Annotated in this window: 16 protein-coding genes; 9 read left to right on the top strand and 7 right to left on the bottom strand. The window is 61.2% G+C overall.

Annotated features, from left to right (window positions below):
* Positions 1–130 precede the first annotated feature (130 nt).
* From ASD32_RS01710 to ASD32_RS01700, 3 genes are all read right to left on the bottom strand, one after another.
* The gene (locus tag ASD32_RS01710; protein WP_060636159.1) at positions 131–2,347 is read right to left on the bottom strand and encodes an FAD-dependent oxidoreductase; all 2,217 of its coding nucleotides are present in this window, start codon (positions 2,345–2,347) and stop codon (positions 131–133) included.
* A gap of 184 nt (positions 2,348–2,531) precedes the next feature.
* The gene (locus ASD32_RS01705; RefSeq protein ID WP_060636158.1) at positions 2,532–3,740 is read right to left on the bottom strand and encodes an acetyl-CoA C-acetyltransferase; all 1,209 of its coding nucleotides are present in this window, start codon (positions 3,738–3,740) and stop codon (positions 2,532–2,534) included.
* Positions 3,741–3,943: 203 nt separating this feature from the next.
* Positions 3,944–5,740 carry an acyl-CoA dehydrogenase C-terminal domain-containing protein gene (locus ASD32_RS01700; RefSeq protein ID WP_060636157.1) on the bottom strand — a complete coding sequence of 599 codons (1,797 nt, stop codon included), beginning with the start codon at positions 5,738–5,740 and terminating at the stop codon, positions 3,944–3,946.
* Between the two features lie 405 nt (positions 5,741–6,145).
* On the opposite strand from ASD32_RS01700, the gene ASD32_RS01695 reads away from it, so the two are divergent.
* From ASD32_RS01695 to ASD32_RS29335, 5 genes are all read left to right on the top strand, one after another.
* Positions 6,146–10,144, top strand: a complete 3,999-nt coding sequence (locus tag ASD32_RS01695) for a peptidoglycan-binding protein (protein WP_060636156.1) — start codon at positions 6,146–6,148, stop codon at positions 10,142–10,144.
* Positions 10,145–10,433: 289 nt separating this feature from the next.
* The gene (locus tag ASD32_RS01690; RefSeq protein ID WP_060636155.1) at positions 10,434–11,360 is read left to right on the top strand and encodes a sulfite exporter TauE/SafE family protein; all 927 of its coding nucleotides are present in this window, start codon (positions 10,434–10,436) and stop codon (positions 11,358–11,360) included.
* Entirely contained in the window at positions 11,360–12,148 is a 789-nt protein-coding gene (locus ASD32_RS01685; RefSeq protein ID WP_060636154.1) for a TIGR02186 family protein, read from the top strand. Before ASD32_RS01690 ends, ASD32_RS01685 begins: the two co-directional genes overlap by 1 nt.
* 65 nt (positions 12,149–12,213) lie before the next feature.
* Positions 12,214–12,450, top strand: coding sequence for an Lrp/AsnC ligand binding domain-containing protein (locus tag ASD32_RS01680; protein ID WP_060636153.1), 237 nt, complete (start codon positions 12,214–12,216; stop codon positions 12,448–12,450).
* A 262-nt stretch (positions 12,451–12,712) separates the two neighbouring features.
* Positions 12,713–13,273 (top strand): hypothetical protein, encoded by a 561-nt coding sequence (locus ASD32_RS29335; RefSeq protein WP_156383001.1) that lies wholly within the window; start codon positions 12,713–12,715, stop codon positions 13,271–13,273.
* A gap of 22 nt (positions 13,274–13,295) precedes the next feature.
* Here ASD32_RS29335 and pdeM read toward each other — a convergent pair whose 3' ends face one another.
* Both pdeM and ASD32_RS01670 read right to left on the bottom strand, forming a co-directional pair.
* A complete protein-coding gene (gene pdeM, locus ASD32_RS01675; protein WP_060636152.1) occupies positions 13,296–14,021 on the bottom strand; it encodes a ligase-associated DNA damage response endonuclease PdeM in 726 nt (241 codons plus the stop codon).
* Between the two features lie 42 nt (positions 14,022–14,063).
* Positions 14,064–16,598: a ligase-associated DNA damage response DEXH box helicase gene (locus ASD32_RS01670; protein WP_060636151.1), complete on the bottom strand. Its 2,535-nt coding sequence runs from the start codon at positions 16,596–16,598 to the stop codon at positions 14,064–14,066.
* 202 nt (positions 16,599–16,800) lie between these two features.
* Here ASD32_RS01670 and ASD32_RS01665 point away from each other — a divergent pair, with 202 nt between their 5' ends.
* Positions 16,801–17,001 (top strand): hypothetical protein, encoded by a 201-nt coding sequence (locus tag ASD32_RS01665; RefSeq protein WP_060636150.1) that lies wholly within the window; start codon positions 16,801–16,803, stop codon positions 16,999–17,001.
* A gap of 37 nt (positions 17,002–17,038) precedes the next feature.
* On the opposite strand, the gene ASD32_RS01660 is transcribed toward ASD32_RS01665, so the two are convergent.
* Positions 17,039–18,169 carry an adenylate/guanylate cyclase domain-containing protein gene (locus ASD32_RS01660; protein WP_060636260.1) on the bottom strand — a complete coding sequence of 377 codons (1,131 nt, stop codon included), beginning with the start codon at positions 18,167–18,169 and terminating at the stop codon, positions 17,039–17,041.
* A 110-nt stretch (positions 18,170–18,279) separates the two neighbouring features.
* On the opposite strand from ASD32_RS01660, the gene ASD32_RS01655 reads away from it, so the two are divergent.
* A complete protein-coding gene (locus tag ASD32_RS01655; RefSeq protein ID WP_060636149.1) occupies positions 18,280–18,714 on the top strand; it encodes an SRPBCC family protein in 435 nt (144 codons plus the stop codon).
* Between the two features lie 67 nt (positions 18,715–18,781).
* On the opposite strand, the gene ASD32_RS01650 is transcribed toward ASD32_RS01655, so the two are convergent.
* Complete coding sequence (locus tag ASD32_RS01650) at positions 18,782–19,423, bottom strand: YitT family protein (RefSeq protein ID WP_156383015.1); 642 nt, start codon at positions 19,421–19,423, stop codon at positions 18,782–18,784.
* Positions 19,424–19,565: 142 nt separating this feature from the next.
* Here ASD32_RS01650 and ASD32_RS01645 point away from each other — a divergent pair, with 142 nt between their 5' ends.
* Together ASD32_RS01645 and ASD32_RS01640 are read left to right on the top strand one after the other, a co-directional pair.
* Positions 19,566–20,066: an Rrf2 family transcriptional regulator gene (locus ASD32_RS01645; RefSeq protein WP_060636148.1), complete on the top strand. Its 501-nt coding sequence runs from the start codon at positions 19,566–19,568 to the stop codon at positions 20,064–20,066.
* 23 nt (positions 20,067–20,089) lie between these two features.
* Positions 20,090–20,551 (top strand): carboxymuconolactone decarboxylase family protein, encoded by a 462-nt coding sequence (locus ASD32_RS01640; protein WP_060636147.1) that lies wholly within the window; start codon positions 20,090–20,092, stop codon positions 20,549–20,551.
* Positions 20,552–20,710: the final 159 nt, after the last annotated feature.

Here is a 20,710-nt window from a genome sequence, read left to right as displayed (position 1 = left end):
CGAGTGTAGTGTTCAGCCGACAAACCAGATGATTTGGCTGTCCACACAAACCGCACTTTTTCGACAAGAAACGTCCCGAAACAAAAACAGGCCCGAAGGCCTGTTTGATCGCTCATACCGTTGCAATGCGTCACGCAGCCTTATCAGCCGCCCCATACGGATCAAACCGCCCATAAAACGTCTCGCCTTTCGCCGCCATGTCCTTCAACAGCGGCGTCGGCTGGAAATGTTCGCCGTAACGAGCGGCCAGCTTTTCGCACAGCGTTACGAAGGTCTTCACCCCCATTCCGTCGATATAGCTCAGCGTGCCGCCGGTATAGGGGGCGAAGCCGAAGCCGAGGATGGAGCCGACATCGGCTTCGCGTGGATCGGTGACGATGCCTTCCTCGATGGTGCGGGCGGCTTCCAGCGCGATGGTGACGAGGAAGCGCTGCTTGAGGGTCTCGACATCAAAGTTTTCGGCCGGCTTCTGCTCGAACAGGTCCTTGAGGCCCGGCCAGAGCGACTTCTTGGCGGGTTTTGCAGGGTAGTCGTAAAATCCCTTGCCGTTCTTGCGGCCGCGGCGGTCGAGATCATCGACGAGCTTGTTGATCAGCGTCATGTGGCGCGGATCGACGGAGCCTTCGCCGAGATCGGCGATCGAGGCTTTGAGGATCTTCTGGGAGAGGTCGATCGCCACTTCGTCGTTGAGCGACAGCGGACCGACCGGCATGCCGGCCATCTTGGCGGCATTTTCGATCATCGCCGCCGGCACGCCTTCGATCAGCATGTCATAGGCCTCGTGGATATAGCGGAAGACGCAGCGGTTGACATAGAAGCCGCGCGTGTCGTTGACGACGATCGGCGTCTTCTTGATCGCGGCGACGAAATCGAGCGCAATGGCCAGCGCCTTGTCGCCGGTTTCCTTGCCGAGGATGACTTCCGTCAGCATCATCTTTTCAACCGGCGAGAAGAAGTGGATGCCGATGAACTGGGCAGGGCGCCTGGAATTCTCAGCAAGGCCGGTAATGGGCAGGGTCGAGGTGTTGGACGCGAAGATCGCGTCCTCGGACAACACGGCCTCGACCTTTTCGATGACGTCCTTCTTCACCTGGCGGTCTTCGAACACGGCTTCGACAACGAGCTTGACATGTCTGAGGTCGGTGTAATCCGCCGAGGGCGTGATGCGGGCCAGCAGCGCGGCCGCCTCGTCCTGCGTCAGCCGTCCCTTACCGATGGAATCCTTCACCAGGCCTTCCGAATGAGCCTTGCCCTTGGTCGCGGCTTCGATGTCGCGGTCGATCAGGGTGACCTCGATGCCGGCAGCTGCAGCGACATAGGCGATCGAGGCACCCATGAAGCCCGCGCCGACGACGCCGATCTGCTTCAGGTCGGACTTCGCAATACCGGCCGGGCGGCGGGCGCCTTTGCCGAGTTCCTGCATCGAGACGAACAGAGAGCGGATCATCGAGAACGCCTCGGTGGTCTGCAGGATTTCGGTGAAATAACGCTGCTCGATCTTCAAGCCGGTATCGAAGGGAACCTGCAGGCCCTCATAAACGCATTTGAGAATGGCAAGGCCGCCCGGATAATTGCCGGAGGTTTCGCGGCGCAGGATCGCGGATGCGGCCGGCCAGAGCTGGGCTGCAGCCGGCGTCCAGATGCCGCCGCCGGGAACCTTGTAGCCCTTTTCGTCCCAAGGCTGGACGGGCTTCAGCCCGTTCTTGATCATGGCTTTTGCGGCATTGATCAATTCGGCCGGCTCGGCAATCTCGTGGATCAGGCCCATGGCCTTGGCGCGCTGTGGTGTTAGCGAAGAGCCGGTGGTCATCATCTGCAGGGCGTCCTGCGCGTTGGTCAGCCGCGGCACACGCTGCGTACCGCCCGCACCTGGGAAGATGCCGACCTTGACCTCGGGAAGCGCGAGCTTCACCGATTTCGAATTGGCAGCGACGCGGCCGTGGCAGGCGAGCGACAATTCGAAAGCGCCGCCCATGCAGGTGCCGTTGATGGCCGAGACCCAGGGTTTGCCGGAGGTTTCGAGCTTGCGGAACAGGCCGGTCATCTGGCCGGTCAGCTCGAACAGTTTTTGCGCCGCATTGTCCGGGTCGATCTTCTTCTGTTCGGCCTGGAAGGTGAACATGCCTTTGATCATCGACAGATCGGCGCCGCCGGAAAAGGTCGATTTGCCGGAGGTGAAGACGACGCCCTTGACGGCTTCGTCGGCCACGGTCTGATCGACGATGGCGTCGAGTTCCTTCATCACCTCGACGGTGAAGACGTTCATCGACTTGTCCGGCATGTTCCAGGTCACCAGCGCAATGCCGTCGGCGTCGGTTTCGATAGTGAAATTGGTGTAGGTTGTCATATGGGAATTCCTCTCCCTTGAAATCTTGGCTTCGCTCCATGCCGCCGCCTGAAATTAAGGGCGATCCGGCCGGGTTAAGCCCCTCCCCCTTGTGGGGAGGGGTTGGGGAGGGGCGTCCTGCCGTGCGGCGAAAACTCCTCCCGGCCCTTCGGGCCACCCTCCCCACAAGGGGGAGGGAAACACCTCACACCCGCTCGATAATCGTCGCCGTGCCCATGCCAGCGCCGATGCACAGCGTCACCAGCGCGGTCTGCAGGCCACGGCGTTCCAGTTCGTCGAGCACGGTGCCGAGGATCATCGCGCCGGTGGCGCCGAGCGGATGGCCCATGGCAATCGCGCCGCCATTGACGTTGATCTTGTCATGGCTGATGTCGAAGGCCTGCATGTAGCGGAGCACGACGGCGGCAAAGGCCTCGTTGAGTTCGAACAGGTCGATATCGGCAATGGTCATGCCGGCGCGCTTCAAGAGCTTTTCGGTGACATCGACCGGGCCGGTCAGCATCAGCGCCGGATCGGAACCGATATTGGCAAAATGCTTGATGCGGGCGCGCGGCTTGAGACCCATGGAGTCACCGCCGGCCTTGGAGCCGACCAGAATTGCGGCCGAGCCATCGACGATACCAGAGGAATTGCCGGCATGGTGCACGTAGTTGATGCGCTCGATTTCCGGATGCGCCTGGATGCCGACGGCATCAAAGCCGCCCATCTCGCCGGGCATCTGGAAGGAGGGGTTGAGGGAAGCGAGATTCTGCATCGTCGTTGTCGGACGCATATGCTCGTCCTTGGCAAGGATGGTGATGCCGTTCTGGTCCTTCACCGGGATCACCGACTTGTCGAAATAACCGCTGTCCCAGGAATGGCCGGCGCGCTTCTGGCTCTCGACCGCATAGGCATCAACATCGTCGCGGGAAAAGCCATATTTGGTGGCGATGAGATCGGCGGAGACGCCCTGCGGCATGAAATAGCCGGGGAAGTTGACCGACGGGTCCATGTACCAGGCACCACCGGACATGCCCATGCCGACTCGCGACATCGATTCCACGCCACCGGCAATAACGATGTCATCGGCACCGGCCGCAATCTTGCCGGCGGCGAAATTCACGGCATCGAGGCCAGAGGCGCAAAAGCGCGAGATCTGCATGCCGGGCGCCCTGTTGGAATAGCCGGCCTCAAAGGCGGCCGCCTTCGGGATCACGGCGCCGGCCTCGAACACCGGATCGACGCAGCCCATGATGATGTCATCGACGGTGGATGTATCCAGCCCATTGCGGTCGCGCAGCGCCTGCAGCACCTTGGCGGCCAGACGCGGCGTCGGCACTTCGTGCAGCGCCCCATCCTTCTTGCCCCGGCCGCGCGGCGTGCGCACGTGGTCGTAAATGAAGACGTCGGTCATGATTTTTTCTCCCTATGCAGCGATCATCAGACCGCGCGTCGTCTGTGTCAAATCGGTCGGGCTTCCTCTTCTCCCCAGCGGGGAGAAGGTGGCCCGCAGGGCCGGATGAGGGGGAGCCAAGACCGCGGCATGTTGCCGTAAGACCCCCTTCATCGCCTCGCTATGCTCGGCACTTCTCCCCGCTGGGGAGAAGAGATTTTTACTCAAAACGCCGCCGCGTCCAGTGCCATCATCGTGTCGGCGCCGGTTTCGATGCGGGCTTTGCGCAGCGCCGTTTCCGGCATGATGCGCTCCATGAAAAATGTGGCGGTGATGAGCTTGTTCTTCAGGTAGGTTTCGCGCTCGCCGGCACCTTCGGCCAGTTTCTCCTCGGCCGTCTTGGCGATCTTGGCCCACATATAGCCGAGCACGACGAGGCCGAAGAGGTGCATGTAGTCGGTGGAGCCGGCGCCGGCATTGTCGGGCTTGGCCATGGCGTTGCCCATGAACCACATGGTGGCCGCCTGCAGGTCGTTCAAGCCCTTCTTCAAGCCCTTGGTATAAGCGGTGAGCTTTTCGTCGGAGCGGTTTTCCTCGCAGAAATCGCCGATCTCCTTGAACAAAGCGGTGATGGCGCGGCCGCCGTTCAGCGCCAGCTTGCGGCCGACGAGGTCGAGCGCCTGGATGCCGTTCGCGCCTTCGTAGATCATCGCGATGCGGGCATCGCGGACATACTGGCTCATGCCGTGTTCTTCGATATAGCCATGGCCGCCGAAGACCTGCTGCGCCATGACGGCGTGGTCGAAGCCCTTGTCGGTGAGCACACCTTTCAGGATCGGGGTCATCAGGCCGAGAATATCGTCGGCGGTCTGGCGGTCGGCATCATTGTCGCCGCGATGCGCGATATCGGATTTCAGCGCGGTCCAGAGCGTGAAGGCGCGGCCGGCCTCGTTGAAGGCCTTGATGGTCATCAGGGTGCGGCGCACGTCGGGATGGACGATGATCGGGTCGGCTTTTTTGTCCGAAGCCTTGACGCCTGAAATCGAGCGGCCCTGCAGACGGTCGCGGGCGTAGTTGGCAGCGTTCTGATAGGCGATTTCCGAAACGGAAAGACCCTGCAGGCCGACGCCCAGGCGCGCCTCGTTCATCATCACGAACATGGCGTTGAGGCCCCTGTTCTCCGCGCCGATGAGATAGCCAACGGCGTCGTCATAATTCATGACGCAGGTCGAGTTGCCGTGAATGCCCATCTTGTGCTCGATCGCACCGCAGGAAACGGTGTTGCGCGCGCCAAGCGCACCATCGGCCTCCACATGGAATTTCGGCACGATGAACAGCGAAATGCCCTTCACACCTTCCGGCGCACCCTCGATACGGGCGAGAACCAGGTGAATGATATTGCCGGCCATGTCGTGTTCGCCAGCGGAGATGAAGATTTTCTGTCCGGAAATCCTGTAGGAGCCGTCGCCCTGCGGCACGGCCTTGGAGCGGAGCAGGCCGAGATCGGTACCGCAATGGGGCTCCGTCAGGTTCATCGTGCCGGTCCAGTCGCCGGCGACCATTTTCGGCAGATAGGTTGCCTTCTGCGCGTCGGTGCCGTGCACGAGGATGGCGGCGATGGCACCCTGGGTGAGGCCGGGATACATGGTCAGCGCCATATTGGCGGATGACATATATTCACCGATGGCCGTGTGGAGCGTATAGGGCAGGCCCTGGCCGCCGAATTCTTCCGGTACGGACAAGCCCAGCCAGCCGCCCTCGCGGTACTGGTCGAAAGCCTGCTTGAAGCCCTTCGGCGTCGCGACCGTCGCATCGTCGTTGCGCTTGCAGCCTTCCTGGTCGCCGGAAAGATTGACCGGGAACAGCACTTCCTCGGCAAGCTTGGCGGCTTCACCGACGATCGCCTCGATCATGTCGGGTGTCGCATCGGCAAAACCGGGCAGATTGTTGAAGCGCTCGATGCCGAGAACGTCGTTGAGAATGAAAAGCGTGTCTTCGACCGGGGCCTTGTAGCTGGGCATGTCTAGTGTTCCTCACCTGTAACCGTGTCATGCAGCGCTTCTCCAGGAGCGCTCCATGTGATTTCCGGCATGCTACAAAACTTTGACGTGCGCGTAAACGTCAAAGTTTGCGGAACGGCAAAATTTGATCGGCGACTGGCCCTATCGGACCGGGTGTGCCGAAACTGTCTCTTGGACGCCTCTCGACGTCAGCATGCACGCAAATCGTTAAAAAATTTTCAGTCAGGTTAACGGGTTATTTACCACGTTTCGTGAAAGTGCGTGTTGAGATGGTCACAGTTGCAATAGTTTTGTCTTCGCGTCGTTGCAGCTCTGTCCGGATCGGTACCGGAACTCCCGGAAGGCGGGGATTTGCCTTTCAGAAGCCCGGATTCCGATCAAGGCCGATGAAAGAGGCGAAGAACGATGAACGGATCGCGATCAAACACTCCACGTCCTGGCGCCCAGTCCTATGGCGACAGGTCGTCTCTCGACGCGCTGAACCGCACGATCGAGGGCCTGGAAGCGCGCATCGAAGGATTGATGGGAACGGCTGGACGCGATCAGCGGGGACGGATCCCGGCGGATGGTCCTCTCACCGTTGCCGATCCGGTCACGGAAATCATGCAGCGCCAGCGCACATTATCGGCAACGCGGGACCGCGATGCCGTCCGGGAACGCACCTCCTCCCGTGCGGAGCCGCGTGCCTATGACGAGCGCGGCGTTCCCCCATTTCAGCCCCCAGCATTTCAGAGCCCCACATTCCAGAACCCGGTACAGCCCCGCCGCGAGCTGCCGGTTGCCCCGCCGCTCAGCGAGCAGCTGCGCAGCGAGGTCTATCGCCGTGAGCCCGTCCGCCAGGAAAATCCGCGCCCAGACAGCCTGCGCGCCGATGCCTTGCGCACGGAGACCATCCGTCAGCAGGCGGCCCAGCGTCCAGAACCCGTCCGCAGCGAGCCGTTGCGTTCGCAACAGTACCGCAGCGAACCGCAGCGTCCCGATCCGGCCATGGCCGAGATTGCCCAGGCGCTGGTTGGCCTGCGACAAGAATTGAAAAAGGATATCGCCGACGGCCTGTCGCGCGAAATGACGGCATTGCGGACCGAAATCCGGGGCATTACCGTGGATGCATCCCAGGACCAGACGATGGCTGAGGACATTCGCGGCGATCTGCAGCGCCTGTCCGACAGCATCAACCAGCTCGGCCGCCAGGCATCGCCGTCGCAGGCCGATGCGTTGAAGGTTGAGTTCGACGAATTGCGCGTCATGATCGACGGCCTTGCCCGCGAAGACAGCGTGCATCGCATGGAAGCGCGCTGGACCGGTGTCGAAGACCGGATGAATGCGTTTGATTCCAACCGCGACGACGAACTGGTGGCGCTGGCTTACCGGCTTGACGAAATCAAGTCGCAGATCGGCTCGATGAACAGCGGCCCGGCCATTCATGCTTTGGAAGACAAGCTGGTTTCGGTGGCGCAGGCGATCGAGATGATCGGCCGCCACATGCAGCCCGACGATCGCCAGATGGTATCGCAATTTGCCGATCTGGACGCACGCCTCGACGAGATCAGCCGCGCCATCGTGGCAAGCGGCCGTGCTGCCGTTCCAGACAGCGCCGGTGTCACCCGCGTCGAAGGCCGCCTTGCCGACCTCTCCCGCCAGATCGACGGCCTGCAACGGCCGGCCGACAATGGCGTCGGTTCGCGCATCGAAGCTTTGGCTGCACGGGTCGAGGAACTGGCCAACGAGGAAGCGGCGGTTCGCCTCGAGGAGCGCCTGGAACAGCTGTCGCAGATGCTGGAGCGCTCGCAGAAGGCATCCGCGCAGCCGGACCTTACCGGATATCTGTCCGACATTTCCCGCAAGATCGATGCCATCGACCAGGGCTCGCTCAACGATGCGCTTGCCGGGCGTCTGGACGATCTCGCCCGCCGCATCGACCAGCTCGATGCGCCACAGACATCCTATGTCGGCGATGCCCGTTTCGACCGGCTGGAAGGCCAGCTGTCGGATATCGCCATTCGTCTCGAAGAAACACATGCCGCGCCCTTTGACGACAGCGAGATCCTGCGCAGCCTGCAGGACCAGATCGCAAATCTTTCGAGCCTTGTCAGCCAGCCGCGCGAGGCGGCGCCAGTGCCTGCCGAATTCGAAGGCCGGATGAGCGCGCTTGAAGATTATCTGGCGACCAGCGACGAATATATCATCGAGGCAGCCCGCCAGGCGGCCGAGGCGGTGATGGAAGCCTATTCGAAGAACGGCATCGGCCAGTCGGCGTCCGGCGGTTCGGACATGGCGGCGATCTCGGCGCTTGCCGACGATCTGAAGGTCCTGGAAGACATGAGCCGCTCGAGCGAGGAGCGCACGGCGCGCACGTTCGAAGCGCTGCACGAAACGCTGGTTCATATCGCTGAAAAGCTGGAGCGGCTGGAAGAGCGTGGCCAGGAACAGGATGCGCCGCGCGCCTTCGGTTCGCGCGGCCTTGACAGCCAGACACCCATGCCGCGCGCCACGCAGCCGGTTTTCGAGACGCAGGACGATCCCTTCGCCGAAGCTGACTTTGGGCGCCGCTACGAAGATCTGAAGCGTGACATGCATGGGATCGCCGACGAGGCCGAGCCCGCAAACCCCTCGCGTGAAGAGGTCGCGGAAGCCGTTGCCGAACAGGCGGCCGTGCACCAGAGCGATATCAAGAGCGCGCCGGCTGCTGCCGGCAAGCCCAGCCTCCTGGCCGGGATCGCCAAGCGGTTCACCGGCAAGCGGGCAGAGCCCGTGCGCGCCGTCGAACGCCAGGTTATCGATCCCTCGCCGTCGATCGATGCGGCCGATGCCATCGAGCCGGATGTGGCCAATCAGCTGCTGGAGCCCGGCTCCGGCGTTCCCGACGTGAAGAAGATCCTGGAGCGGGTGCGCGCCGGCCAGACCGGCCGCAACGCGCCGCCGAGCGAAGCGGACAAGGCGGATTTCATCGCCGCTGCCCGCCGTGCCGCCCAGCAGGCGGCCGAAGAAGTCGATTCGATGAACCGTGGCAAGGGCGGCGCCAGCGCCTCGCCGATGGGTGTCTTTTCCCGCAATCGCCGTCCGATCCTGATGGCTGTTGGTGCCGTGCTTTTGGCGATCATGTCCTATCCGCTGGTCAACACGCTGATCCGTGGTGATCAGGCGCCCGCCGTGGCGCCGGTGGCTGCGATCGAACAGCCGGTCACCAGCGAGCCGGGCAATGAAGCGATGAATGAAATGCCGGCTTCCGGCGAAACACCGGTTACGGCCAATGCGGCGCCCGCCATGCAGGCCGCCGACAACGATATCGAGCCGCTCACCTCGTTGCAGCCACAGCCTGAGAACGAGACCTCCGTCCCGGCGGATGGTGTTGATACGCAAGTGATGCCGCCTGAAACGCCGGTTTCCGAAGCCACGCAGCCGGAGGCCAAGTTGCCGGACGCAGTGCAGCCGTCAACCGGCGCGGTCAACGCCCGCATGCTCTCGCCGGTCATTGAAGGATCAGCACCAGAAACGGCAAATGGCGCCACCGGTGCGGCAGCAACTGCGCCTGCTGCAGCCGAAGCGGCACTCACCGTTCCCGCCGACATCAAGCCGGAGGCGCTGGCCGAGGCTGCCCGCAAGGGCGATCCGCTCGCCATGTTTGAAATCGGTGCTGTCTATACGGAAGGCCGCGGCATCAAGGCTGATCTCGCCCAGGCGGCAAAATGGTATCAGCGCGCAGCCGATGCCGGCGTCACGCCTGCCGAATACCGGCTGGCAAGCCTGTATGAAAAGGGCACCGGTGTTGGCCGCGACCTGGCGAAGGCGCGCGCGCTCTATCAGCAGGCGGCCGACAAGGGCAATGCCAGCGCCATGCATAACCTTGCCGTCATGCTGGCAAGCGGCGGCGGCGCTGCACCCGATTTTGCCGGCGCCGGCAAGTGGTTCGCCATGGCTGCCGATCGCGGCATCCGCGACAGCCAGTTCAATCTCGCCATCCTCTATGCCCGCGGCAACGGGGTGAACCAGGATCTCGAAGAATCCTACAAGTGGTTTTCTGTGGCTGCCCGCGACGGCGATACCGATGCCGGCCAGAAGCGCGATGAAGTCGGCAAGGCCCTGAGCCCCGAACAGCTGAAAAGCGCCAAGGCGAAATTCGATGCCTGGAAGCTGACGCCGCTCGACCCCAAGGCCAATTCGGTCGATGTGCCGGATACCTGGGTTGGCAAGGGCACCAAGACCGCATCGGTGGATATGAAGAAGGCGCTGCGCAACATTCAGGCGATCCTCAACAATAACGGCTTCGACGCCGGCAAGCCGGATGGCGAGATGGGCCAGAAGACCGTCGCCGCCATCAAGGCCTTCCAGAAATCGATCAACCAGGAACCGACGGGCCAGATCACCGACGCGCTGGTCAAGGAACTTCTGAAGCGGAACGGCTAAGGCCGCCTGTGTCCATCCGGGCACAGGATTTGGCGGCTCATGCAGGGGAACGGCGTGCGCGGCCGCAATAATGCCGCAGACCGGCCGGACACAGAGGCGCTAAAGGGTTAAAGCCTGCAAAAGGTTGACAGGCCGGACCCCGGGGCGCATGACGAAACGACGTTGAATTCGCAATTTTCACAATTGGTTTTCAAGACTGTTTCATTCCTTATCTCCCGTGGTGAATCACTTGCCACTTTGATGTTTTCCGCCCGCCTTGCGGGCTATTGGCATATTTTGAGGTCTGGCCGTGACGGTGTATCTGCCAATTGCAGAGTTGTCGGTGAACATTTTCATCATTCTGGGAATGGGCGCGGCCGTCGGCTTCCTGTCCGGCATGTTCGGTGTCGGCGGCGGCTTCCTGATCACGCCGCTTCTGATCTTCTACAATATCCCGCCTGTCGTTGCCGTCGCCACCGGCGCAAACCAGGTCGTCGCCTCCTCGATCTCCGGCGCCATCACCCATTTCCGGCGCGGTACGATCGATATCAAGCTCGGGACCGTGCTGCTCTGCGGCGGTCTGGCCGGGGCGACAGTCGGCATCTGGATCTTTTCGCTGCTGCGGCGCATCGGCCAGCTCGATCTGGTGATTTCGCTTGCCTATGTGCTGCTGCTCGGCACCGTCGGCTCGCTGATGCTGTGGGAAAGCATCAATGCGCTGCGGCGTGCGGCCAAGAACGAAACCGTGACGCTGAAGCGGCCGGGCCATCACAATTGGGTCCATCGCCTGCCTCTGAAGATGCGGTTCAAGAAATCCAAGATTTATTTGAGCGTCATCCCGATCGCAGCACTCGGCTTCTGCATCGGCATCCTGACATCGGTAATGGGTGTCGGCGGCGGCTTCATCATGGTGCCGGCGATGATCTATCTCCTGCGCATCCCGACCAATGTCGTCGTCGGTACCTCGCTGTTCCAGATCATCTTCGTGTCGGCCTACACCGTCATCGTCCAGGCCTCGGCCAACTATACCGTCGATATCGTTCTGGCCTTCGTGCTGATGATCGCCGGCGTCATCGGCGCGCAATATGGCGTGCGGGTAGGGCAGAGGCTGCGCGGCGAGCAGCTGCGGGCACTTCTGGCGCTTTTGGTCCTGGCCGTCGGCATCCGCCTTGCCATCGAGCTGGTGATCCCACCCAAGGAAGTCTATTCGATCGTTTCCGCGGGGCTCGGCTTCTGATGCGGATATTCTCACGTTTCCTCCTTGCCGCTCTCCTGTTTGCCGCCCCGCTTGCGGCAAAGGCAGAACCGGTCGATTTCACCGAAAAGCTCGATATCGGCATTTCCACTGACGAGATCGCCATCACCTCGGATTTCCGCGGTGCGGATCTCACCATTTTCGGCGCCATTGACGGTGCCGATCCCGGACTGCTGGCGCAGGGAAAATACAATATTGTCGTGGCGCTGGAGGGCCCGAAGGAAAACACCACGGTGCGCAAGAAGGAGCGCGTCTTCGGCATCTGGATCAACACCAATTCGATGACCTTCGAAAAGGTGCCGGAATCCTATTCCCTGTCGAGCACGCGCGATATCGACACGATCGCACCGCCAGGCGACATGAACAATATGGGCATCGGCGTCGATCATATGCCACTGACGCCGATCGGCTTTATCGGCGATGGCAGCAACCTCACCGAATTCCGCGACGCCTTCCGGCGGCTGCGGGAAACCACAGGGATCTACCAGCGCGATCCCGGCGGTGTGCAGTTCATCAGTTCCAGCCTGTTCAAGGCCTCGTTGCGCCTGCCGGCCGACGTGCCGAACGGATCGCATATCGTGCGCGCCTATCTGTTCCGCGATGGCCTTTTCGTCGCCGCCAAGGCGCTGGAACTGCGCGTCGTCAAGACCGGCCTCGAACAGGCCATCACCACGGCAGCACATCAGCAGCCCTTCCTCTACGGCCTCGTCGCCGTGCTTCTGGCCGTCGTCACCGGCTGGCTCGCCAGTATCGTCTTCCGCAGGGATTGATCGATCCGGCTTTGCCTCCTGGCAAAAACAGGCTATTTGCGATCGAAACATCAGGAGACTGAGCCATGAAGCCGATTTTCGTCCAGCTGCAATGCGCCCCCGGCAAGACCTACGAAGTTGCCGACGTGATCTACAAGAAGGAGATCGTCTCGGAGATGTATTCGACCAGCGGCGATTACGATCTTCTGATCAAGGTCTATGTCGATGAAGCGCAGGACATCGGCAAATTTATCAACGACAACATCGCCACCGTGCCCGGCATCAACCGCTCGCTGACGACGCTGACGTTCAACGCGTTTTAAAGCGCCGCGCACTGTTCTAGCGGCTGGGGCTTTTGTGCCGGTTGTATTTCAATGCTGCCGATGGGCGGCAAGCCGTCTCGACTGAAGAAAATGGGTAATGCCACTTTCTGGGATCCCCTTTCCCATGGGCGTCGATTTCCGGCTGATTTTAATAGGAAACTAAACTTTAGATTGTTTTATCGTCAATAAATCCATCATCATTGCAACTGACCCAGTTGAGCAAAAGGGCACTGTGGTTTCGAATTTATGCAGGTTTTCAAAAATGGGAGTGCCAGAACTGGATAAAGCACTCGGCAAATTTACAGAATATTATTGCGGTCTGACAACAATTAAAAAAGTTACATTCACGGCACTGGCTGTATATTTTTTATTCTGTTCGCTCTTTTTTGAGCCTTATGCTCGATCAATGATTTTTGAGCATTTTAAAATCGTAAGGCTCAACGGGTGTCAACCAACAGATTACAAGAGAGGCGAGCTTTTCTGTGCAGAGCGCGCCAAGCAAAATGTCGCTTGTGAAAACCGTTCCGCAGGAAACCCATTTTATTGGTGGTGGTTGAATAAGGGTGAGCGACGCCTTTCTCAGAAATTAAACGAAAAATTTCAGGCACTCGGTCAAGATTTTCCGAAATTTGTAGAATGGATGGCCTGTCAAGGGTTCGCAATTAATAAATCTACGACGACAATAAATATTGGTTCACCATTGATATTTGGATATGGGCTTTTTGCGAATAATTTAATAGGTTTGGGGTATGCATCTTCGTTGAGAATAGAAAATATAGAGAGTGGTAAATTAAAGGTCAGGGTCGGATTTTCTTATTTATAGCTTCAGTTATCTGCGTCCTCTATCACCCCAGCAAATTCGCAAACCGCACCGAATAGATCCGATCCCGTCCCAGCATATGGGCGACAAGGCTCTGGTGGTCGAACAGGCCGCGCATGGCCTGGTGGCGCAGATCAAGGCCGCCGGTGGTGACGCCGAAAGCGGGCATGATCAGGCGGCGGCCGTCGGTGGCAAAGCAGGCGCGGCGCATATATTTTTCGCGCCGCCGTACCGTGGCTGACGGGTGGAGATGGCCGGCGATTTCGCCGGGCTTTGCGCTCAAAGCCGGTTCATGGCGGAAGATCAGGCCGGAATGGATGAGCTCGTCCATGGATGCGCCGGGCAGGGCGGTGGTGCCGTCGGGATCGTGGTTGCCGTTGATCCAGATCCATTCGCGCCCGCGCGCCATGGTTTCGATCATGGTGCGAAACAGCTCCGGCATCAGGGCGGAGCCGTTGCGGTCGTGAAAATTGTCGCCGAGGCTGATGACGGTTTTCGGATTGTGCCGGGCAATGACCGCATCGAGGATGCGCAGCGTCGCCAGCGTATCGTAGGGCGGCAACATCATGCCGCGCCGCGCAAAGGCCGAGCCCTTTTCCAGATGCAGATCGGAAACGACGAGAATATCAAGGTCGGGCAGATACAGCCCGCCGAGCGGATCGCAGATGCCGATCACGCCGTTAACGACGATGCGGGACGACAGCGCCGGATTGTCCGGAAGGGCAGAGATGGCGTGGGCGATACGGTACATGAAGTTTCCGGCGGCGTTGTTTTTCAAGTCTTTGATCAAGCTTTATGGCGATGCCGTGGCCACCACATCCGCAAACAGTTCGTCGGCGGCTTCGGCAAGCAGAAAGTCCTGCGCGTCGCCATTGACCGATTCCCTGCCGATTTCGAGCATGACCGGAACGGCCAGCGGCGAAATCCGCTCCAGCGGGCGGTGGGTGATATGGCCCTTGATTCGCGACAGCATATCGCCAAGCCGCTCGATCTCCAAAAGCCCGGTCGATGCATCGTTGCGCGTGGCTTCCAAAAGGATGTGATCGGGCTCGTGACTGCGCAGGACGTCATAGATGAGATCGGCTGAAACCGTCACCTGCCGTCCGCTCTTTTCCTTGCCGGGATGGCGCTGGTCGATCAGCCCGGCGATGACGGCACAGTTGCGGAACGTGCGTTTCAACAGGAAGCTCTCGTTCAGCCAGGCCTCCAGATCGTCACCCAGCATATCCTCGTCGAACAGGTCGGCAAGCCGCGGCCTTCCGGAGGTGAAGGCGTCGCTTAGATCCTCCAGTCCCCAGATGGCGAGCGAATAATCCGTGGCGACGAAGCCGAGCGGTTTCAGTCCGGCGCGGTCGAGCCGCCGGGTCAAGAGCATGCCAAGCGTCTGGTGGGCAAGCCTGCCCTCGAACGCGTAGATCACCATGTAATGGCGCGCACCGCGCGGAAAGGTTTCGATCAGAAGCTCGTCCTCCTTCGGCAGCATCGAAAGATCTTTCTGCAGCGACAGCCAGTCGCGCACCTGATCCGGCAGGGTCGCATGCCGGCTGGGATCGGCGAGCATCTTGCGGACCTGCTGGGCGAGATAAGTGGAGAGCGGAAACTTACCGCCATTATAGGAGGGGACCTTCGGATCGAGCTTGAAGCCCTGGCTGACCAGGCATTCGTTTTCGCGGATGCCTTCAAATCGCAGCACCTTGCCGGAAAAGAGAAACGTATCGCCCGGAGACAGCATTTCGATGAAATATTCCTCGACCTTGCCGAGCGCCATTCCACCCCGGCCGATGCCGCCCCGGGCATTGTGCTTGACCATGCGCACGTTGAGCATCGGCGATTCGATGATGGTGCCGACATTGAGGCGGTATTGCTGCGCAACCATCGGATTGGAGACGCGCCAAAGCCCTTCCGGCGTCTTGCGGATCTTGGCATAGCGCTCATAGGCGCGCAGCGCATACCCGCCCGTGGCAACAAAATCGACGATGCGTTCGAAGGTCTCCCAGGAAAGGGTCGAATAGGGTGCGGCACTGGTGATTTCAGCATAGAGCGCCAAGGGATCGAAGGATGCGGCACAGGCCATGCCGAGCACATGCTGGGCGAGCACATCCAGCGCCCCCTTGCCGACGGCCGGCGTGTCCTGCGCGCCGATATAGTTGGCATCGAGCGCTGCCTGGCATTCCATCACCTCGAAACGGTTGGCGGGAACCAGGATGGCGCGGCTCGGCTCGTCCATGCGGTGATTGGCGCGGCCGATGCGCTGGGCAAGGCGCGATGCGCCCTTCGGCGCGCCGACATGGATGACCATATCCACATCGCCCCAGTCGATACCAAGATCGAGCGTCGAGGTGGCGACGACGGCGCGCAGCCGGTTTTCCGACATGGCCGCCTCGACCTTGCGCCGCTGGCCGACATCGAGCGAGCCGTGATGCAGCGCGATCGGCAGATTGTCGTCGTTGATGGTCCACAGTTCCTGGAAGACGCGTTCGGCCTGGCTGCGGGTATTGACGAAGAGAAGCGTCGTTTTGGTTTCGCCGATCGCCCGGTAGATATCGCCGATGGCATAGGCTGCCGAATGCCCGGCCCAGGGCACCCGCTCCTCGGTGGAGAGGATGGAAATTTCCGGCCTTGCCCCGCCGGTCACGGTGATCAGGCCGGCATGATTATCCTCGCCCTCTCTCTGGGGTGCAAGCCAGCGCTGCAGGTCCATCGGGTCGGCGACGGTGGCGGAAAGGCCGATCGCCTGCATGGCGGGTGCGAGCTGGCGCAGGCGGGCGAGACCGAGCGACAGAAGATGGCCGCGCTTGGACGTGACCAGCGAATGCAACTCGTCGAGGACGACATATTTCAGGTCCTTGAAGAAGCGCTCTGCCTCGCCATTGGCGAGAAGCAGCGCCACCTGTTCCGGCGTGGTCAAAAGGATATCGGGCGGATTGAGCTTCTGGCGCTGGCGCTTGGCGGATGGCGTATCGCCGGTGCGGTTTTCAATGCGGATCGGCAGCCCCATATCGCCGACCGGCTTCATCAGGTTGCGCTCGATATCGACGGCGAGCGCCTTGAGGGGCGAAATGTAGAGCGTGTGGATGCCGGTAAAGGCCGAGCCGGGCGGCATCTTTCCACGTTCGGTGAGGGAAACCAGGGAGGGCAGGAAACCGGCCAGCGTCTTGCCGGCACCGGTCGGTGCGATCAGCAACATGCTGTCACCGCCCTGGACGCGGGACAGGAGCTCCAGCTGATGCGCACGCGGCTGCCAGCCCTTTTCCGCAAACCAGCGCAGGAAGGGCGGGGGCAGGAGAATTTGCGTCCTGGCGCGCGGGATGGAATCGATCTGGTTCACGCGAACAAATGTAGATCAAATGATGCGGATTTGAAGAGAGCCCTTTGAAATAGCGGGCAATGCATTGCGCCACCGGCAAGGATTTCGGTGACCGTCAAAAATATGGCGGCTTGCGCCGGAACATTTCCGCAGTCCCGGCGTTGGAACAATTCTGCCGGAATCAAAGAGGCCAAATTCAAGCCAAATCAAGAAGGAGAGGGGCATGCCATCCTCCGCATCTGGTAAAACCATCATTCCGCCCGATCAGCATATCCTGACGGTTCAGGAGGCGCTGGAGCCGCTCTATCAGCGGCTGGAGCAGGAAGTGGAAACCAAGCTGGTGGAAGCCGCCGTCGATGCGGGCTGGTCTCCTTATGATGCGCTGAGCGCGATCGATCAGTTGAAAAAACACGACGGACTGTAGCAGCGCGCCCTCCGGCCACACGGTTAAGTGTCATTAGTTACCGCTGCGGCGTAAACACCGCGCAGGGTGCGGCGATGCCGCGCAGGCTATGATCGCCGAGAGGATTGAGCGGCTGCGTCGTTTCCGCCGCAAAGGCGCCGGAGACGAGCACCGTGCATCCGAGCGGGCGGCAGAGGCCCTCCAGCCGGCTGACGAGATTGACGGCGGGGCCGATGGCGGTGAAATCCAGCCGGTCGGCCGTCCCGATATTCCCCCACAGCATATCGCCGAGATGAAGAGCCACGCCGAACGTGAGGGGTTTTTGCCCTTGCGCAGAGCGGACTTTATCGAGGTGATCCATTCCGGCGCGTGCGGCGGACACCGCGCGCAAAGCGGCGTCGCAGGCGGCTGTCGCGCCACGCTCTCCGACCGGAAAAATGGCCAGAACCCCATCGCCGATGAATTTCAGCACCTCGCCGCCAAAGGCATGGACGGCGCCCGCGACGCGATCGAACCAGGCGTCGAGCGCTACGATCACCTCTTTTGCGTCCGTGGTCTCCGATAATTCGGTAAAGCCACGCAGATCGGCAAACAGAAGGGCAGCCCGGATCGTCTCTCCCGGGTCGCGCCGCAAACGTCCGGCCAGAACCTGCGCGGCGCTGCGGCGGCCGAGATAGGTCGTCAAAAGCGCCGAGAGCGTCGAGCGGGCGGCAAGCACGGCAAGCGGCGCTGCCGCAAAGCGTGCGACTTCGCGTAAAAGGTCTGCCTCATCCGGGGTGAATGGCCGGTCTGCCGACCAGGCGAGCGTCGCGCCACCGGCGGCCTCCTCCTGGATGCTGGGGGTGCCGAGGCCTGCCAGCCAAGTCTGTGCGATGTCAGCACGGGCGATGTCAATACTGGCGATGGCAGTCTTCGCGATATCGCTCCGGCCGATATCAGCGGGTTGGACCACGGCGGGACCAAAGGCCCCCGTCAGTCCCAGCGCCTCGATCACCCGTCCGGTATCCGCCCGCCAGAGCCAGATGCGCCGCTCGATGACGGGATGCGGTGCTGCCTGCGTCAGCGCGCCTCCCGTCAGCGGCAAGCCATCGGCAACAAGCCGTGCGGCCAGCGCCGTCAGGAACGCATCGCCATCAGGCATGTCGATCGCGGTATCGACGAGGAAAGAGAGAGCAGACGGCAGTTGCATAGTGGCCATCATGCCGTGGCGCCTGCCTGCTGTCACGAGATTTTGCATCTTGCGCAACAGGCAGTTCGGCTTAGATTGCGGCCTGAATGTGAGACTGGAAGGACATCCCGATGACGGAAACGCTTCACAGTGAAATCCAGATCGCCGCGCCGCAGGCAACGGTTTTTGCGTTTCTGACAGATCCCGACAAGATCTTGCGCTGGATGGGCACCTCGGCGACGATCGAGCCGCATCCCGGCGGCATCTATCTGCTCAGCATGAACGACCGGCAGACTGCAAGAGGCCAGTTTACCGAGGTCATCCCGGTGCACCGCCTGGCCTATAGTTTCGGCTGGGACGGCCATGACACGGTGCCGCCGGAATCCGGCCTGATCGAAATCGACCTGATCGAGAAGGACGGCGGCACGCTGGTGCGGCTCACCCATAGCGGCCTGCCCGACGAGAAGGAACGTGCCAATCACGCAAAGGGCTGGGCCCATTATCTGCGCCGCATGTCGATTGCCGCCGCCGGTGGCGATCCCGGCCCGGACAGCATGAACGGATAGGATACGTTTTGGACGGTCCTCCCGGGTGGCTCGACGCCCCCTGGCGGAGCACGACGCCTTGGCGTCCTCACATCGCGATATAGCGGTCCTTGCGGTGGTTCATCGCCAGGGTGACGTTCATGACGACGGCGCCCGCGATCGAACAGGCGATGATGAAGGGGCTGGCGAGGAAGAACGAGCAGGCAACGATCGCCCCGTCGAAGCCGAGCTGGATGAAGCCTGCCCGCCAGCCGAAACGATCCTGCAGATAGAGCGCCAGAATGCCGACGCCGCCCAGGCTGGCGCGGTGGCGGAAAAGGGCGAGAAGGCCGGCACCGACCACAAGCCCGCCGAACAGGGCGCCGATCAGCGGATCGATCTGGGTGATCCCCAGCGCACGCGGCAGCACTTCGGACATGGCCGAGGTCATTGCGACAGCGATGAATGTCTTGACCGTGAAGGCAAGCCCCATGCGGCGGAAGGCGAGGTAATAGAAGGGCAGGTTTACCGCAAAGAAGCAGGCGCCAAAGCTGAAGCCCGTCGCGTAATGGACGAGAAAGGCAATGCCCGGCGTGCCGCCCGTTAACAGTCCGGCGCTGGAAAACAGCGTGATGCCGAGCACGCACAGCATGCTGCCGGAGATCACGCCCTGCGCGTCGTCGGCGATCGAATGCCGCTCGGCGCTCGAATTCATCAGGGCCGCAAAGGCCGATTTTGCAGGTGTTGCCATCATCGTCATAGTCCCCGTCGCCAGTTTCCTGCTCTTCTATCCTCAGGTTTTGCGAACGCAAGCGCTGTGACGGATTTCCCCGCTTGACGGCCGGAATAATCATGGATATAAATTATCCACGATAGAAGGCGGAGGCAAGGCGATGAAGCTGGGTGACGGGGTCGAGCAAGCAATCCACAGCGTGGCGATGCTGTCCGGCCTGTCCGAAGGCGGGGTCCTGTCGGCCGCCGCAATCGCCGAGTTTCATGGCGTCTCCACCAGTTATCTGCTCAAGCATCTGCAATCTCTGTCGGGAGCCGGTATTCTCGATACGGTGCCGGGCCCAAAGGGCGGATACCGGCTGGCGCGTCCGGCGCAGAAGATCACGCTGCTCGATATCGTGCTTGCCGTCGAAGGCCCGGCCCCGGCCTTCCGCTGCAATGAAATCCGCCAGCGCGGGCCGAACCCCGTCGGCAACCACCTGTTTTCCAAGCCCTGCAATATCTCGGCCACTATGCTCAGGGCCGAGCGCGTCTACCGGGCGGAACTGGCCAAGACCACAATTGCCGATCTCGGCGTGCAATTGGCCGAAATCGACGACGGATCGATCGCAGCAAGAGGCTGCGCCTTCCTTGAACTTCATGAGCGCAAAACGGCTCGCTGAGCCATCAACACAGGAGAAGACCCATGCAAACGCGTTTCAACTTCGCCAAAGTTTCGCCTGCTGCCTACAAGGCCGTCGCTGCTCTGGAGCAGTATGTCCAGGAGAGCGGCCTTGAGCGCCGTTTCATCCACCTGATCAAGCTACGCGCGTCGCAGATCAATGGCTGCGCCTACTGTGTCGATATGCACGTCAAGGAATCCCGTCATGACGGCCTGAGCGAGCAGTGGATCAACCTGTTGTGCGTCTGGCGTGAATCGCCGGTTTATGACGTCCGCGAGCGGGCTCTGCTTGGCTGGGTCGATGCCGTCACCAACATTGCCCAGACCGGCGCGCCGGACGACGTCTTCAATGCGCTGAAGGAGCATTTTTCCGAAGCGGAAATCACCGACATCACGGTTGCCATTGGCGCCATCAACGTCTGGAACCGGCTGGCCGTCAGCTTCCGCTCGCAGCATCCGGTCGATAAGGTGGCAAAGGCCGCCTGACCGGCAAAACGGCTACGGGGCTGCGCATCCGCAACAGGTGCAGCGCCGGGGAGCGGGAAGAGCTTGTCCCGCTCTCACTTCATTAGGAATGAAAGGTTGGACGAGGAGGCGGCCGGTGCTGCCCTGGCATTGGCGCGGCGCATTGTTTGACGAATGCGC

Origin of the sequence: Rhizobium sp. Root483D2, from assembly GCF_001426685.1 — a bacterium.
In the GTDB taxonomy this organism is placed as follows: Bacteria; Pseudomonadota; Alphaproteobacteria; order Rhizobiales; family Rhizobiaceae; genus Pararhizobium; species Pararhizobium qamdonense.
Note: the sequence above shows the minus strand (reverse complement) of the source record. Positions and strands in the feature narration are given on the sequence as shown.